The 14,727-nt window shown below is 40.4% G+C and carries 12 protein-coding genes; 9 read left to right on the top strand and 3 right to left on the bottom strand.

Going from position 1 to position 14,727, the window contains the following annotated elements:
- Positions 1-5 precede the first annotated feature (5 nt).
- The 8 genes from PSH50_RS14190 to fliD all read left to right on the top strand — a co-directional run bounded on the left by PSH50_RS14190 (position 6) and on the right by fliD (position 11,196).
- On the top strand, positions 6-1,100 hold the full coding sequence (locus PSH50_RS14190; protein WP_055016790.1) for a flagellar basal body P-ring protein FlgI: 1,095 nt from the start codon (positions 6-8) through the stop codon (positions 1,098-1,100).
- Positions 1,101-1,224: 124 nt separating this feature from the next.
- Complete coding sequence (gene flgJ / locus PSH50_RS14185; protein ID WP_273587034.1) at positions 1,225-2,241, top strand: flagellar assembly peptidoglycan hydrolase FlgJ; 1,017 nt, start codon at positions 1,225-1,227, stop codon at positions 2,239-2,241.
- A 1-nt stretch (position 2,242) separates the two neighbouring features.
- The gene (flgK, locus tag PSH50_RS14180) at positions 2,243-4,249 is read left to right on the top strand and encodes a flagellar hook-associated protein FlgK (RefSeq protein ID WP_273587035.1); all 2,007 of its coding nucleotides are present in this window, start codon (positions 2,243-2,245) and stop codon (positions 4,247-4,249) included.
- A gap of 2 nt (positions 4,250-4,251) precedes the next feature.
- Positions 4,252-5,520, top strand: coding sequence for a flagellar hook-associated protein FlgL (gene flgL / locus PSH50_RS14175; RefSeq protein WP_273587036.1), 1,269 nt, complete (start codon positions 4,252-4,254; stop codon positions 5,518-5,520).
- Positions 5,521-5,795: 275 nt separating this feature from the next.
- Positions 5,796-7,301: a flagellin gene (locus tag PSH50_RS14170; RefSeq protein WP_273587037.1), complete on the top strand. Its 1,506-nt coding sequence runs from the start codon at positions 5,796-5,798 to the stop codon at positions 7,299-7,301.
- A gap of 306 nt (positions 7,302-7,607) precedes the next feature.
- On the top strand, positions 7,608-9,131 hold the full coding sequence (locus PSH50_RS14165) for a flagellin (RefSeq protein WP_273587129.1): 1,524 nt from the start codon (positions 7,608-7,610) through the stop codon (positions 9,129-9,131).
- A gap of 167 nt (positions 9,132-9,298) precedes the next feature.
- Positions 9,299-9,733, top strand: coding sequence for a flagellar protein FlaG (locus PSH50_RS14160; RefSeq protein WP_273587038.1), 435 nt, complete (start codon positions 9,299-9,301; stop codon positions 9,731-9,733).
- A gap of 56 nt (positions 9,734-9,789) precedes the next feature.
- Complete coding sequence (fliD, locus tag PSH50_RS14155; RefSeq protein WP_273587039.1) at positions 9,790-11,196, top strand: flagellar filament capping protein FliD; 1,407 nt, start codon at positions 9,790-9,792, stop codon at positions 11,194-11,196.
- Positions 11,197-11,300: 104 nt separating this feature from the next.
- Here fliD and PSH50_RS14150 read toward each other — a convergent pair whose 3' ends face one another.
- Complete coding sequence (locus tag PSH50_RS14150) at positions 11,301-11,597, bottom strand: hypothetical protein (protein WP_273587040.1); 297 nt, start codon at positions 11,595-11,597, stop codon at positions 11,301-11,303.
- Positions 11,598-11,601: 4 nt separating this feature from the next.
- Positions 11,602-12,003 (bottom strand): flagellar export chaperone FliS, encoded by a 402-nt coding sequence (fliS, locus tag PSH50_RS14145; protein ID WP_273587041.1) that lies wholly within the window; start codon positions 12,001-12,003, stop codon positions 11,602-11,604.
- A 356-nt stretch (positions 12,004-12,359) separates the two neighbouring features.
- On the opposite strand from fliS, the gene PSH50_RS14140 reads away from it, so the two are divergent.
- Positions 12,360-13,796, top strand: a complete 1,437-nt coding sequence (locus tag PSH50_RS14140) for a sigma-54-dependent Fis family transcriptional regulator (protein WP_138540814.1) — start codon at positions 12,360-12,362, stop codon at positions 13,794-13,796.
- Positions 13,797-14,089: 293 nt separating this feature from the next.
- On the opposite strand, the gene PSH50_RS14135 is transcribed toward PSH50_RS14140, so the two are convergent.
- Positions 14,090-14,680 carry a DNA-3-methyladenine glycosylase I gene (locus PSH50_RS14135; RefSeq protein WP_273587042.1) on the bottom strand — a complete coding sequence of 197 codons (591 nt, stop codon included), beginning with the start codon at positions 14,678-14,680 and terminating at the stop codon, positions 14,090-14,092.
- Positions 14,681-14,727: the final 47 nt, after the last annotated feature.

The following is a 14,727-nucleotide window of genomic DNA, read 5'->3' as shown; positions in this document are numbered from 1 at the left end:
GTAGTATGAAAAACATTAAAGCGTTTATTTTGATCATACTGCTAGGCTGGCAATTTTCTGCCAGCGCGGAACGAATAAAAGATGTTTCTATGGTTGAAGGGGTCCGTGCCAACCAATTGGTAGGCTATGGTTTAGTGGTGGGGCTACCTGGCACAGGGGAGCAAAACTCTTACACGCAACAAAGTTTTAGGGGCATGTTAAACAGTTTTGGTATTACCTTACCTTCAACGCAAAGCCCTAAAATTAAAAACGTAGCAGCAGTGGCAGTTCATGCTGAGCTGCCGCCGTTTAGAAAACCTGGTCAAACAATCGATATTACGGTTTCTTCTATTGGTAGCGCAGGCAGTTTACGTGGTGGTACGTTGTTGCAAACCTTCTTAAAAGGGGTTGATGGTAACGTATACGCCATAGCACAAGGCAGCTTAATAGTAGGGGGGTTAGGTGCACAAGGGCTTGATGGTAGCAAAGTAGTAATTAATACCCCAACCGTCGGCCGCGTACCAAACGGAGCTACTGTTGAGCGCGAAGTTAAAAGTCCTTTTATGCAAGGCGACTACATTACGTTTAACTTAAATCGTCCAGACTTTACTACTGCAAAACGTCTAGAAAAAACAATTAATGATTTAGTTGGTCCTAATAGTGCACAGGCGATTGATGCAGCCTCAGTACGCGTTATTGCCCCGCGTGATGCATCGCAAAGGGTGTCTTATTTATCAACGCTTGAAAACCTAGAGTTTAAGCCTGCTGACACCTCTGCAAAAATCATTGTTAACTCACGCACAGGCACAATTGTCATTGGCAAAAATGTGAAGTTACAGCCTGCGGCAATAACCCACGGCGGCCTAACAGTTACGATTGCTGAACAGCAAAATGTAACGCAGCCTAATCCTTTAGCAGAAGGCGAAACCGTCGTTACACAGCAAAGTATTATTGACGTTAACCAAGATGATTCTCGTGCGTTTGTATTTAACCCAGGCGTCAGCTTAGATGACTTAGTGCGTGCTATAAATGAAGTAGGTGCAGCACCTGGCGATTTAATGGCTATTTTAGAAGCCCTTAAAGAAGCGGGTGCAATTAACGGACAGCTTGTTGTTATTTAAATTATTAAAAGCTTGGTGTTACAACAATGTAGCCGAGCTTTTTTAATAAAACCTGCCTTTAAAATGCCTTTGGCTTAATTTTTGCATTTATCGAAGTATTATTCATTTTTGTGTCAAAAAGCTGATGGAAACAAATCACCTCGATAAGCAAAACTTTTTTGATTTAAGTAATCTTAATACTTTACGTCAAGACGCCTTAAACAGCGGTGATGCATCTACTGATGCCTCTAAAGCGGCGCTTAAAAAAGCAGCGGCACAATTTGAAGCTATTTTTACGCAGATGCTTCTAAAAGGCATGCGTAAAGCTAACGAAGCATTTGAAGATGAAGACAGCCCATTTAATTCTAGCGGCGTAAAGTTTTTTGAAGAAATGCACGATCAGCAGCTCTCTTCTGAGCTTTCATCAAATGGGTCTTTAGGCTTGGCTGATTTAATTGTGCAGCAGCTCTCTCCAGAGGCTGAAAACTTTATGCCTGGCTCAGTGTTAAGAACAACCAACGACTTTATCAGTGATAAACGCGCAGGCTCTGAACTACCCCACGAAAAACTGAATAGTGTTGAGCAAGTAAATAAAGACGACTTAGCCCTCAGCAGCGAAGCAATAGACACTAAAACCCCAACACAGCCTGTACAGCAACCGACATTTAATAATGCTGGAGAGTTTGTGAGTTCCGTGTGGGAGCATGCCAAAACAGCGGCCGAAAAAATAGGTTTAAACCCTGCAGTGATGGTCGCTCAGGCGGCCCTTGAGACTGGATGGGGCAAGCATATTATTAATAAAAGTGACGGTAATAGCTCAAATAACCTGTTTAATATTAAATCAGATAAAAGCTGGGAAGGCGACAAAGCAAGTAAAGTAACGCTTGAATTTGAGCAAGGCACGCCTGTTAAAAAGCAAGCAAGTTTTAGAGCTTATGATTCTATAAAAGAAAGCGTAAACGACTTTGTCGATTTTTTAACGCAAAACCCACGTTACGAAGAAGCATTACAAAAAACAGCACAGCCAAACGAATTTTTAGATTCGCTACAAAAAGCAGGCTATGCAACGGACCCTAATTACGCGAGCAAAATAAAAAAAGTGCTAAATAGTAGTGAGCTTAAAAATATTGCAACAAGCGCGTTTACCCAAGGAGTGAAGTAATATGTCGTTTAGTTTATTAAATATTGCCAGTGCTGGGGTGCGTTCAAGCTCTGAGCTGTTGCAAACGACCAGTAAAAACATCACCAATGTAAATACAGAAGGCTACGTACGTGAGCGCACTGAATTTACCACGATGGTAGATAACCAAGTAGGACGCGGCGAAACATACAGATTATTGAACGAGTTTGCCCAGTCGCAGTTAAACCGCGATACGTCAAATAAATCGTTTTTTGATCAATTTGTAACAGAAGCCAACCGTGTTGATACTATTTTTTCAGAAGAGTCTAATAACTTATCAACGGGCATAAATTCATTATTTAATAACGTGCAAGAGGCGCTAAACCAGCCCTCTTCGTCGGTTGCTCGCTCATTAGTAATGACCGATGCGCAAAGTTTAGTTGATCAAATGGATAGGCTTTCGGGTATCGTGCTTGAGCAACAAGGTATAGTGAATGAGCAGCTTGAGATTTTTTCTGAAGAAGCCAACTCACTTATCCAAAATATAAATACGTTAAACCAAGAAATTGCAGTCGTAAATGGCACAAATAACGCCTCTGACGCAAGCTCTATTTATAACCAGCGCGACTTAGCGATTCGTGAATTATCAGAGCTTGTTGATATAGAAACACTTGATGGCCCTAATGGCGAAAAACTCGTCTTTATGGGCAGCGGTGAATCTTTAGTTATGGAAAACGGTACATTTAACTTGTTTTCACTGTCGGGCGACCCCGATCCTAATTTTAAAGAATTGACGCTTGACGTTAATGGCGGCAAAGCTGTGCCGCTAGAAATAGATGCAACTAAATTAAAAGGCAAAATTGGCGGCTTGTTGGCTTTTAGAGACGACATACTCGTGCCTGCACAAAACCAGATTGGCCAAATGGGATTGGCAATTGCAGATGCGTTCAACGAGCAAAATAAATTGGGTATGGATGCTAACGGCGAGCTAGGCGGTGATATATTTACCATACCTACTGTGGGTGCTTATGCATATCAAGCTAATACCGGTGGCGCCAGTTTAACTGCCACGCTTGAGGCCGGTAAAGGCAGTGAACTGCCTGCCAGCGACTTTATTGTTACTTATACCGCTAATGCAAATGAAGTGAGCATTCAGCCCGTTGATAATAAAGGGGAGCCGATAGGCAGCGCTTCTTTAGCGACGATACCCCCATCTGGTGTCATCGACTCAGACGACATTACAAGTGGGGAGTCGTTTGGTTTACAAATTAATGTAACGGGTACAGGTAATACTGGCGATCAGTTTCAAATTAAACTTAACTCTGAGGCGGCGACCAGTATTTCCCTTGCGACAAGCCGCGGTGAAGACTTAGCTCTGGCATCGCCTATTCGTACAGCTAACAGCATAGATAATGTAGGCACTGCTACTATTTCAGCTGGAGAAGTAACAAGCGTTACATCGGGTGGCTTTACCACCGCCCCTAGTTTAGCCAATGGTGATATCACTCTTGTTAAAACGGGCGCTGCAAATGAATACCAAATTACAGATGCAAATGGCACCACAACCTTTACTATAACGCCACCGGCAGAGGGTATACTGGCTCAGGCTGGTGCACCTTATAGCAACTATGGCTTTGACTTTGACATTGAAGGCACGCCAGCCACTGGAGACACTTTCACCCTTGAATTTAACGAAGGCGGCTTTGATGATAACCGCAATGGTTTAAAACTCGCTGATTTACAAAATGGCGAATTAGTGCGGAAAAATGTAGTGACAACAGCCACTGCCGACAATCACGACACATTTAATCAAGCCTATTCGGGGTTAGTAAGTGATATTGGTGTAGTCACTGGTCAAGCCATTACCAGTGCCAGTGCATTTGATGCATTAGCCCAGCAATCTGAAGCCTGGTATGAATCACTCTCGGGTGTAAACCTTGATGAAGAAGCAGCCAATTTACTACGTTTCCAACAATCATATTCGGCATCAGCTCAAGTACTAGCTGCGGCCCAAGAAGTTTTTGACACCTTATTAAGTGCGGCGAGGTAATTATGCGTTTATCAAATAACTTAATGTATCAAAACAACATTAATAAAATACTCGATAACCAACAAAGTGTTGCTAATGCACAAGAGCAAGTAACAACAGGTAAAAAATACTTAACTACCTCAGAAGCACCTGCCGCTATCTCGCAAGGAATGCTGTATTCAAATAAAATACAAACAAATGAGCAATATACTAAAAATATTGACCAATTAACTGGCCGTCTTGAGACTGAAGAAACCATCTTACAAAGTATAAATACCAATATCCAACAAGCGCAAGAGCTAGCGATTCAAGCAGGTAATGGTGTATATACTCAAGATGATTTAGAGTCAATCGCGGCTGAGCTGAGTGAAATACAAAAAACACTCGTCAATTTAATGAATACCCGCTCAGAAGACGGTAAGTTTATATTTTCAGGCTACCAAGACAGCACTCAACCCTATCAGTTTGACTCTACAACAGGTGAGTACACTTATAATGGGGATCAAGGCCAGCATGTTATAACCATTGCTGAAGGGGTGAGTATTAAATCAAGCGATAACGGTTTTGATACATTTGAAAAAAGCGATGCAAGGTTAGATGTTACAGATAATCAAGCTACTATCCCGGTAACTACCCCTGCAAATAATATTACAGCGGGCACGGTTTATGTAGATGGTCAAACAGAGTTCGACCGTTTCCATCAAGATAATTACAATGCTGACCCAACCGCTGCGGCAACAGCGAACACGTATAATGTTATAATAACGCCAGGCGCTACCGCTAATGACCCCGATACTTATGAAATTTTGCGTGACGGTGTGTCGCTAAGCCCTGCACAAGTTGGCGAGGTAACGGATGAGCCAATCGATTTTGCTGGAATGAAAATCGAATTTGAAGGCGCAGCACCAGGCCAGCTTGATTTTACCCTCGAAAAGCCGCACAAAGAAAATGTGCTTAATACATTACAATCACTCATTACAGGGCTAAATGATGGTACACTGGATAACAATGATTTTCAGCAAGTGCTAGCTGATGGTGTAGTACAGCTTCAAAATGCAAGTGAGCAAGTTGTGTATACGCAAGCGAGCTTAGGCGGGCGTATGAATGCGGTTGAAAGTGTAAGCGACTCAAACCTTGCGCAAGATATTCAAAACAAAAGCAACCTTTCTGATCTAGTAGAAGTAGATATGGCAGAAGCTATTAGTGACCTCACTAAACAAGAAACCGCACTGCAAGCCTCGCAAGCCACATTTGGCCGTTTAACTAACCTTTCATTATTTGATTACTTGTAAATAAATTATAAGCAGAAATACCTTGCCGCTTTGGTTAATACAAAGCGGCAAAAACCTCCCTCATCAGCGTGGCAATAATTTGTCACTTTAATGCCTAAACAATTAACGCATCGTTAACTCTCCAATTCTTTTAAAAAAGTTACTTAAAAACAACCACTTAAATGTTTTTTAAAGTTGGCACAGTAAATGCTTTTCTAATGATAAGAAATTATCGAATAGTGGTTCCTGTTAAAACGTGTTGAACCACACTCTGTTTAAACCTAGGAGATGGTCAAATGGCATTAACAGTAAATACTAATGTGTCGTCATTGAACGCACAACGTAACTTAACAAAATCTGGCGAAGGCCTAGCAACTTCAATGGAGCGTTTATCATCAGGTATGCGTATTAATAGCGCAAAAGATGATGCGGCGGGCTTACAAATTTCAAACCGCTTAACCTCTCAAATAAATGGTTTGTCAGTGGCTCAACGTAATGCCAATGATGGTATTTCAATGGCGCAAACCGCTGAAGGTGCGATGAGTGAGTCGACCAACATACTTCAGCGAATGCGTGAACTTGCGCTGCAAGCGGCTAATGGTTCAAACTCAGCAGAAGATAGAGAAGCACTGCAAAAAGAAGTATCAGCACTTCAGGTTGAGCTAACCCGTATTGCAGAAACCACCTCATTCGGTGGTCAACAGTTACTAGACGGTAGTTACGGTAGTAAAACTTTCCAAGTAGGCGCTAATGCTAACGAAACCATTAATGTATCACTTTCAAGCGTTGCAGCTGAAAAAATTGGGTCAAACCAATTAAATTTACAAGGTGTTGCAAATACAGGCTTTGGTACTGCCGTTGCGGCTGGCGCTACTGCACCTGCAAACTCAGTCGCTGCGGGTACATATACGATTTCAGGACGTGATGATTCAATAATTAATATTGAAGCAGGTACCACAGCAAAAGATGCCGCAGCTAAAATTAACCAAATGACGGGGACTACCGGCGTTACTGCGCAAGCGCGTACTGAGGCCGTTCTTGATATTGGTGGTGTAGCTACCGTTGCTGATGAAATAGTAAGCTTTGAGCTAAATGGCGAAAAAGTATCGTTTGTGGCCGCTGCTAATGTAGACAGCGATGAGCAAGCAATGGCTGAAGCGATAAATGCGCGTACAGATGAGCACGGCGTTACAGCTGTAATTGAAAATGGCGTGCTAACTATCTCTAACAACCAAGGTGAAGACGTCGTAATCGAAGATTTTGAAACGACTGATGCTACAGGTACGCCGGTTGCTGCTACTTTAGCTGTTACCGCAGCTTCATATGATGGTAACCCAGATACCGCAGTAACACTTACCAGTGGTACTGGTACAGACTCAACACGAGTAATGGGAAGTATTCAGCTTAATTCTGCAGAAGTGTTTACTGCTACTGCAGATGATACATCTTTAGCTGCGACTACTAATGAGACCACCAGTAAACTTGAAAATGCAGCCGATATTGATGTGACTACTCAAAAAGGCTCTCAAGATGCGCTTTCAATAATTGATAATGCCATTGCCAATATTGATGAGCAGCGTGCGGGATTAGGTGCGGTACAAAACCGCTTTAGCTTTACAATTAACAACCTTGCAAACATTGAAGAAAATGTAACCGCATCGCGTAGCCGTATTCAAGACACCGATTTTGCAACGGAAACAGCAGAGATGACTAAAAACCAAATACTACAGCAGGCAGGTACATCAATCCTTTCGCAGGCAAACCAAGTACCACAGGCTGCGATTAGCTTGTTAGGTGGTTAGTAATAAACGCTATTAATAAAACTTATAAAAAAGCACATCTTGATAGGTGTGCTTTTTTGTTTTTTGTCCAAAAATAGCACGTTGTACGTGAATGAAAAACTTTTTCAGGGGGAATTTAATTTATTATTTCCTTTAAAATTAGTTGTTTATATTTATTTTATTAATAACTTTAAAAATAAATCAAAATAACGCTAAAGATAAATTTTCTCCTGCCGTTAACTTAACCAGTACAGAGCTTGAACATACAATTGTGACAGCTCTTGGTTAAATCTAAACAGTCACATTACGAAAGTAATCAGGAGTTTTATTATGATTTCAGTAAATACAAATGTATCTTCATTAAACGCTCAGCGTAACCTATCTACCTCAGGCTCTGACCTTGCAACGTCAATGGAGCGTTTATCATCAGGTATGCGCATTAACAGCGCAAAAGATGATGCGGCAGGCCTACAAATTTCAAACCGTTTAACATCACAAGTAAATGGTTTAGCAGTAGCACAACGTAACGCTAACGACGGTATCTCAATGGCACAAACCGCTGAAGGTGCAATGAGCGAGTCTACAAGCATTTTACAGCGTATGCGTGAGCTAGCACTACAATCTGCTAACGGCTCAAACTCAACAGAAGACCGTGAGTCACTTCAAAAGGAAGTGTCTGCATTGCAAGTTGAATTAACACGTATCGCAGATACAACATCATTTGGTGGTCAACAGCTTCTAGATGGTAGTTTTGGTTCTAAATCTTTCCAAATTGGTGCTAACTCAAATGAAACTATTAACGTTTCATTATCAAGTGTAGCTGCAGAAAAAATAGGCTCTAACCAAACAAACCTTCAAGGTGCAGCCAATACAGGTTTTGGTACTACAGTTGCAGCGGGCACTACTGCGCCAGCTAGTGCAGTTGCAGGTGGCACTTACGACATTTCTGGTAGAGGTGATGCTACAATCAATATAGCTTCAGGCGCTTCAGCAAAAGAAGCTGCAGCTTCTATTAATCAAGCTACTAATACAACAGGAGTAACAGCCCAGGCAAGAACAGAGGCGACTTTAGATATTGGTGGTACGGCTACAGTAGCAGGCGAAACAGTAAGTTTTAAACTAAATGATGAAAAAGTTTCTTTTGTAGCAACAGCTAACACTGTAAGTGATGAGCTAGCTATGGCTGAAGCTATCAATGCTGGCACTGATGAGCACGGGGTTACAGCTACAATAGATAATGGCGTACTTAGCATTTCGAACAATCAAGGCGAAGATGTTACTATCGAAGATTTCGCAACTACGGATGCTGCAGGTGCCGATGTAGCTGCAACTCTAACAGTTTCTGCATTAAGTTATAATGGTACTGCCGAGGATAATACTACCCCAACAGTATTAACTAGTGGCCCAGTTGCTGGAACTACTAATGATTCAACAAGAATTACAGGTGGTATACAACTTAACTCTTCTGAAGTTTTTACAGTTGAGGCGAGCGATACTTCTTTAGCTTCTACAACAAATGAAGTTACAAGTAAATTAAACAATGTAGCGGATGTCGATATTACTGACCAAAAAGGGTCGCAGGATGCACTAGATATCATTGATAACGCAATTGCTAACATCGATGCTCAGCGAGCTGGCTTAGGTGCGGTTCAAAACCGTTTTGATCACACTATTAGCAACTTATCAAACATCTCTGAAAACGTATCGGCATCACGTAGCCGTATCCAAGATACAGACTTTGCAACTGAAACAGCAGAGATGACTAAAAACCAAATCTTGCAACAAGCGGGTACATCAATCTTATCGCAAGCGAATCAGTTACCACAAACAGCTCTTAGCTTACTAGGTTAATAAGTAAAACGTTATAGCTTAATGAATAGCTAGCTAGTACAAAAAGTCAGTATTAGTTTTAAAAAACAAGGAGGTGGCTTTAGCTACCTCCTTTTGTGGTTTAAGGGTATAAATTAAGCTATTGTTAGTCTAATAACTATACAAGTTCGGCAATTTTAGGAGGCGTTATGAACACCATTACTTCAAACGCAGAAGTTACTATAGCATCAACATCTTTAACTGGTGAAGATAAACAAATAGGGCAGGCTGGCTCAGTATTGACTCAGCGCGCTGTTGATGACGTAAATAAAACGGATGAACAAGGCCCACAAAATCAGTTAAGCAACCAATACGCACAACAAGGAATTGAGACTAATAGTTCGCAAAACCAACAGCTTGAGCGTGAACAGCTTGAAAAAGTGGCGCAACAATTGCAGGACTTTATGGGTGAAATGAACCGTAGTCTGCAATTTCAAGTTGATGAAGACTCAGGCCGTGATGTTATTAAAATACTTGATAAAACCAGTGGTGATGTAATTAAGCAATACCCTTCGGAAGAGGTATTAAGTTTAGTGTCAAAGCTTTCTGAATCTGCGGGTATTTTAATCGACCAAACCGTTTAGTCGACGTATCGTTGATATATTATTAGTTAAATTTTTTGAGTATAAAGAGGTGAAGTATGTCTATTTCGTTTAATGGCTTAGGCTCTGGCTTAGCTGTATCAGACATAGTTGATGCATTAGTTAACGCTGAGCAGGCTCCAGCTGAGGCTCGCCTAAATACTCAAGAAAGTACGCTAACTACTGATATTTCTGCTGTAGGGGCTTTAAAGTCTGCGCTACAGCAAGTACAAACAGCAATGGAAGCGCTAGGTGATGCAGATAATTACCAAAAACGTAGCACGTCAGGCAATGATGATTTTATATCGATTAGTGCTGATGAAGACGCCCAACCAGGTGGTTATTCTGTAAAGGTTAATAACCTTGCTACGGAGCATAAAATACTTTCAGAAGCTTTTGATGCTGACGCCGCTGTGGGTGAAGGTACTATGACACTCAGCTCCGGCGAGAATAGCTTTGATATTGAAGTATCAGACACCGCAACTCTAAGCGAAATCAGAGACGCGATTAACGACAGCAGCGATAACGATAGCATAAACGCAACAATCATAACGGATGATACAGGCCAGCATTTAGTTCTTTCAGCTAAAGAGAGTGGCTTAGAAAACGAGATTAAAGTAGAAGTAACGGATACTGACGGTAATAACACAGATACCAACGGACTATCTCGTTTAGCTTTTGACTCTGCAGGTGTACAAAATGCATCTGAAATTATTGCTGCAACCGATGCATCCATTACCATTGATGGCTCACTCACAGTTAGTAGTTCTTCAAATACGTTTACTGATGTTATAGACGGTATAACAATCACCGCTAAAAAAGCTCAGGGTACTGATGATGATTTAAGTGATATATCGGTAACCGAAAATAATAACAATATCCAATCGGGCTTAAACAATTTTATTTCTAGTTACAATGAATTACTTGAACTTAGTAATAACTTAGGAGCATCAAGCGAAGATGGCGCTGGTGTAATGGCCGGTGATTCGTTACTACGCGGTGTAATGTCTAAATTGCGAGAGCAGATTACCGACTCTGTAGATTTAGGCAATGGCAACTCATTATCACTTTCGCAATTAGGTGTTGAAGCCGATCGTTATGGAGTATTGACGCTTAATACCGAGACTTTAAATGAAAAAATTGATGAAGATGTCGACTTAGTGCAGCAGTTTTTTGTAGGCTCTGATGAAGACGAAGGCGGCTTTGCCCAATCGTTTGATGAGTTAATGAGCTTTTATACAGATTCTGACGGCATTATCCAAAACCGTATCGAAAGTAAAACAAATCAACTAGATGATATTGATAGCCAACGTGAAAGCCTAACAAATAAAATGGAATCGTTATCTGACAGGCTATACGCTCAATACAACGCCATGGATTTATTGGTAGCGAGCTTAAACTCGACAAGTAGTTACGTGCAAGCGCAGCTTGAAAATATGCCTGGTGTGGTGAGTAATAATTCTTAATTTTCCATATTAATTACGAGCAAAAAAAACCGTTTAAAACGGTTTTTTTATGTCTAAATATTGCCTTTAAGATGCTTAGTAAGTTTTAAAACTGCTAGAAGTAGCTATACCGATTTATAAGCCGAAATTGCTTTACCTGTTTTTTTTTGCTTAATTATGGCTTTAGATGATTCATTTTTTACAGCATTTGCCTGTTTGCTAATGTTGTTGATATTGGTTTGCACAGCCACAAGTTGCTCAGCGGTAGGCGGGTTCTCACTTTCGCACCAGCGCTTAAGTTCACTATTTAAAGTATCCATAATAGGGGGAGCTTCATCAGCGTTATTGCTTTGCACTAATAATTCGATTCTGTTGAGCAATTGATTAATATGCTCAGCTTTACTTGTTTCCTCTAAAGCCATTCGCTTATACCGCAGGATTACGCTGATCGACAGGAATGCTATCCCACCCTTCTTTAATTTCTTTAATAATGCCAGCTACTTCAGAAATAATCTTAATGTCATTGTCAACATTTGCTTGCACAAGGCGTCTTTGGCAGTAGTCATAAAGTGCTAATAAATTATTTGAAATACTCGGATCTTGTTCCACTTCTAAATTAAGCGCGTCTTGTAATGCACCTAAGAGTAAAATACAGGCAGAGATGTTTTCGCCTTTTTTTTCTATTTCTTTGCGCTCAATAAACCCTTTAGTAGCGGCCAAACGGCCAATTATGTTACTAAAAATAAGGTTAATTTGCTCATAGGGCGCCATTTCTGCGATGTTGCTGGCGCGCACTTGAGAATATTTTTTTAATGAAACATGAGCCATGGAAAATCCTAAATAAATATGTGAAATCGTCTGTACGTAACAAAAGCAATATTAATGCCAAGCATATTGCATTTATTTAGTTATCGGCATTGTTGCTTTCAACTTAAGTTAATTATAGTTTATATTTTTGACCTACGTAGATTTATACACTAAGTAAAAAACAAGACATAGCATTAGCTTTAAGTATTAAACAGCAAAACAATACTTAAGTTTTAATTATTAAGTATTATTGTTTTATAGCGATGTCTATTTTTTGGCGTTTATGTCAAAAAACCGCCGCTATTACTTGCATCCATACAGATCTCGCTTACAATTTAGCTAATAAAATAAATTAGTGAAATTATGGCTCGCTAACTATGATCTTGATTTTAGATAATAATAATAACCGTGCAATAGGATTACATGCATCACTTACCTTTATTGGGGAAGCTGTGCAGTTGCTTGATGAAAATGACTTTGAAGAAGTATGTAGTAAGTATCAACAGCAAGAATGCATTGTTATTTTAGGCGCATTACAAAGCTTAGATCATGAAGGCTTAATTAAACGCTACCCAACCCTGCCTTTTTTACTCATTGGTGAAACACTCAAGCCATTATTAAGCATTGCTAATGTAGTGGGACTAATTTGTGAGCCGTTTAATCACGAAGTAACCACACAGTTATTACACGACTGCCAACAGTACCAACGTATGCTTCCTGGAAGTCACAAGCATCATAAGCCACATAAAACATTTGATGGTTTAGTAGGGGAAACTGACGCGGTTAAAAACGTACGCTTTTTGATAGAGCAAGTGGCTAAAACCGATGCAAACGTGCTTATTTTAGGTGAGTCGGGTACGGGTAAAGAAGTGGTTGCGCGTAATGTACATTTATTATCTAAACGCAATACGGGGCCATTTGTACCAGTAAACTGTGGTGCTATTCCAGGAGAGCTTCTTGAAAGTGAGTTATTCGGTCATGAAAAAGGGGCGTTTACCGGCGCTATTTCTGCACGTAAAGGGCGGTTTGAATTAGCGCAAGGCGGTACGCTGTTTTTAGATGAAATTGGCGATATGCCACTGCAAATGCAAGTTAAGCTACTTCGCGTATTACAAGAGCGTAGCTACGAGCGTGTAGGTGGCACAAAAGCGATTCAAGCAGATGTACGTGTTATTGCCGCTACCCACCGCAACCTTGAGGAAATGATTGAAAAGGGCAGCTTTAGGGAAGATTTATATTACCGTTTAAATGTATTTCCTATTGAAAACCCGTCACTTAATGAGCGTGCTGACGACATACCTTTATTACTTAAAGAGCTAATGCGCCGTGTTAATGAGCAAAGTGGTACGTCGGCTAAATTTACAGAGCGCGCAGTTGAGAGTCTCAAAGAACATGCTTGGCCTGGTAATATCCGTGAGCTTGCTAATTTAGTGGAGCGCATGGTGATTATGTTCCCTGAAAAAGTAGTGGATGTACCCGATTTACCTAATAAATACCGCTACATCGAGGTAGATGCCTACGAGCCTGAATACCCTGAAGAGCTACTTGAAAAAGATGCCTTTAACGATATTTTTAGCTCAGGTTTTAGCGATTATGATAATGACCCTGAGCCTGAATTTAGCCAACAGGGATCTGGCGTATTACCCGAAGAGGGCATTGAACTTAAAGATTATTTAGCAGAGCTTGAAATAAGCTTAATTACCCAAGCGTTAGAGCGTTTTGATTATGTTGTTGCGCGCGCCGCAGAAATATTAGGTGTAAGGCGTACAACACTTGTCGAAAAAATGAAAAAGTACAATCTGTCACGAGATTAGCAGTATGCAAATGCTGATAGGTTTTTCGTTATTTATTATTCATTTTTGAGAAATTAATTTACGGGCTTTGCCCGTCACTCAAGCAAGCTTGGCGTCTATAAGATAAACGCAAACTTAAACTTTGAAGGTAGACGCTGAGCTTGCTCGCGTAAAAAGCGCAGCTTTTAATTACTTAGACCCAAAAAAACGAGGTTAAATGAGAAACCACAGTTAGCTTACACGTTACTGCTCTAAAGCGAAGCGTCTCTTATCCTCTTTGTGAACAGATCACTTTTATGGTAATAAATAACTTATCAACCAAAAGCCTTTATAATTTCTTCTTTTCTAAAACAATCACTACTATGATCGTTTACCATGCCACAGGCCTGCATATGTGCGTACACCGTTGTAGGCCCTAAAAACTTGAAGCCTCGTTTTTTTAAATCTTTTGCAAATGCTTTTGACTCTTCGGTCATTGCAGGAGCGTCTTCATCACTATTTACATTATTAATAATTGGTTTATTGTCCACAAATCGCCATTGATAATGACTAAAGCTGCCAAACTCTTTTTGAATTTCGATAAACCGTTGAGCATTATTAATCGTGGCAGCTATTTTTAATCGGTTACGTACTATGTTCTTATCTTGCATTAACCGCTCTATATCATCGGCTGTAAAGTTAGCCACTTTTTGCACATCAAAATTGGCAAATGCTTTTTTATACCCTGCACGCTTTTTTAAAATAGTGTACCAACTGAGTCCCGCTTGTGCTGATTCTAGCGTAATAAATTCAAATAATAGTGTGTCATCATAAAGGGGCACCCCCCATTCATCATCATGGTATTTCACATAGTCTGGTTTTGTGGTGTCGAGCCACGCACAACGGCATTTATTTTGCTCACTCATTATTATTCCTTTTTTTGTGCGTCATTTTTTTGTTACGCGTTATTGTA

Source organism: Pseudoalteromonas sp. Angola-7, from assembly GCF_028599255.1.
Lineage (GTDB): Bacteria > Pseudomonadota > Gammaproteobacteria > Enterobacterales > Alteromonadaceae > Pseudoalteromonas > Pseudoalteromonas atlantica.
The sequence above is the reverse complement of the archived record's forward strand: the minus strand, read 5'-3'. Positions and strand labels throughout refer to the sequence as shown.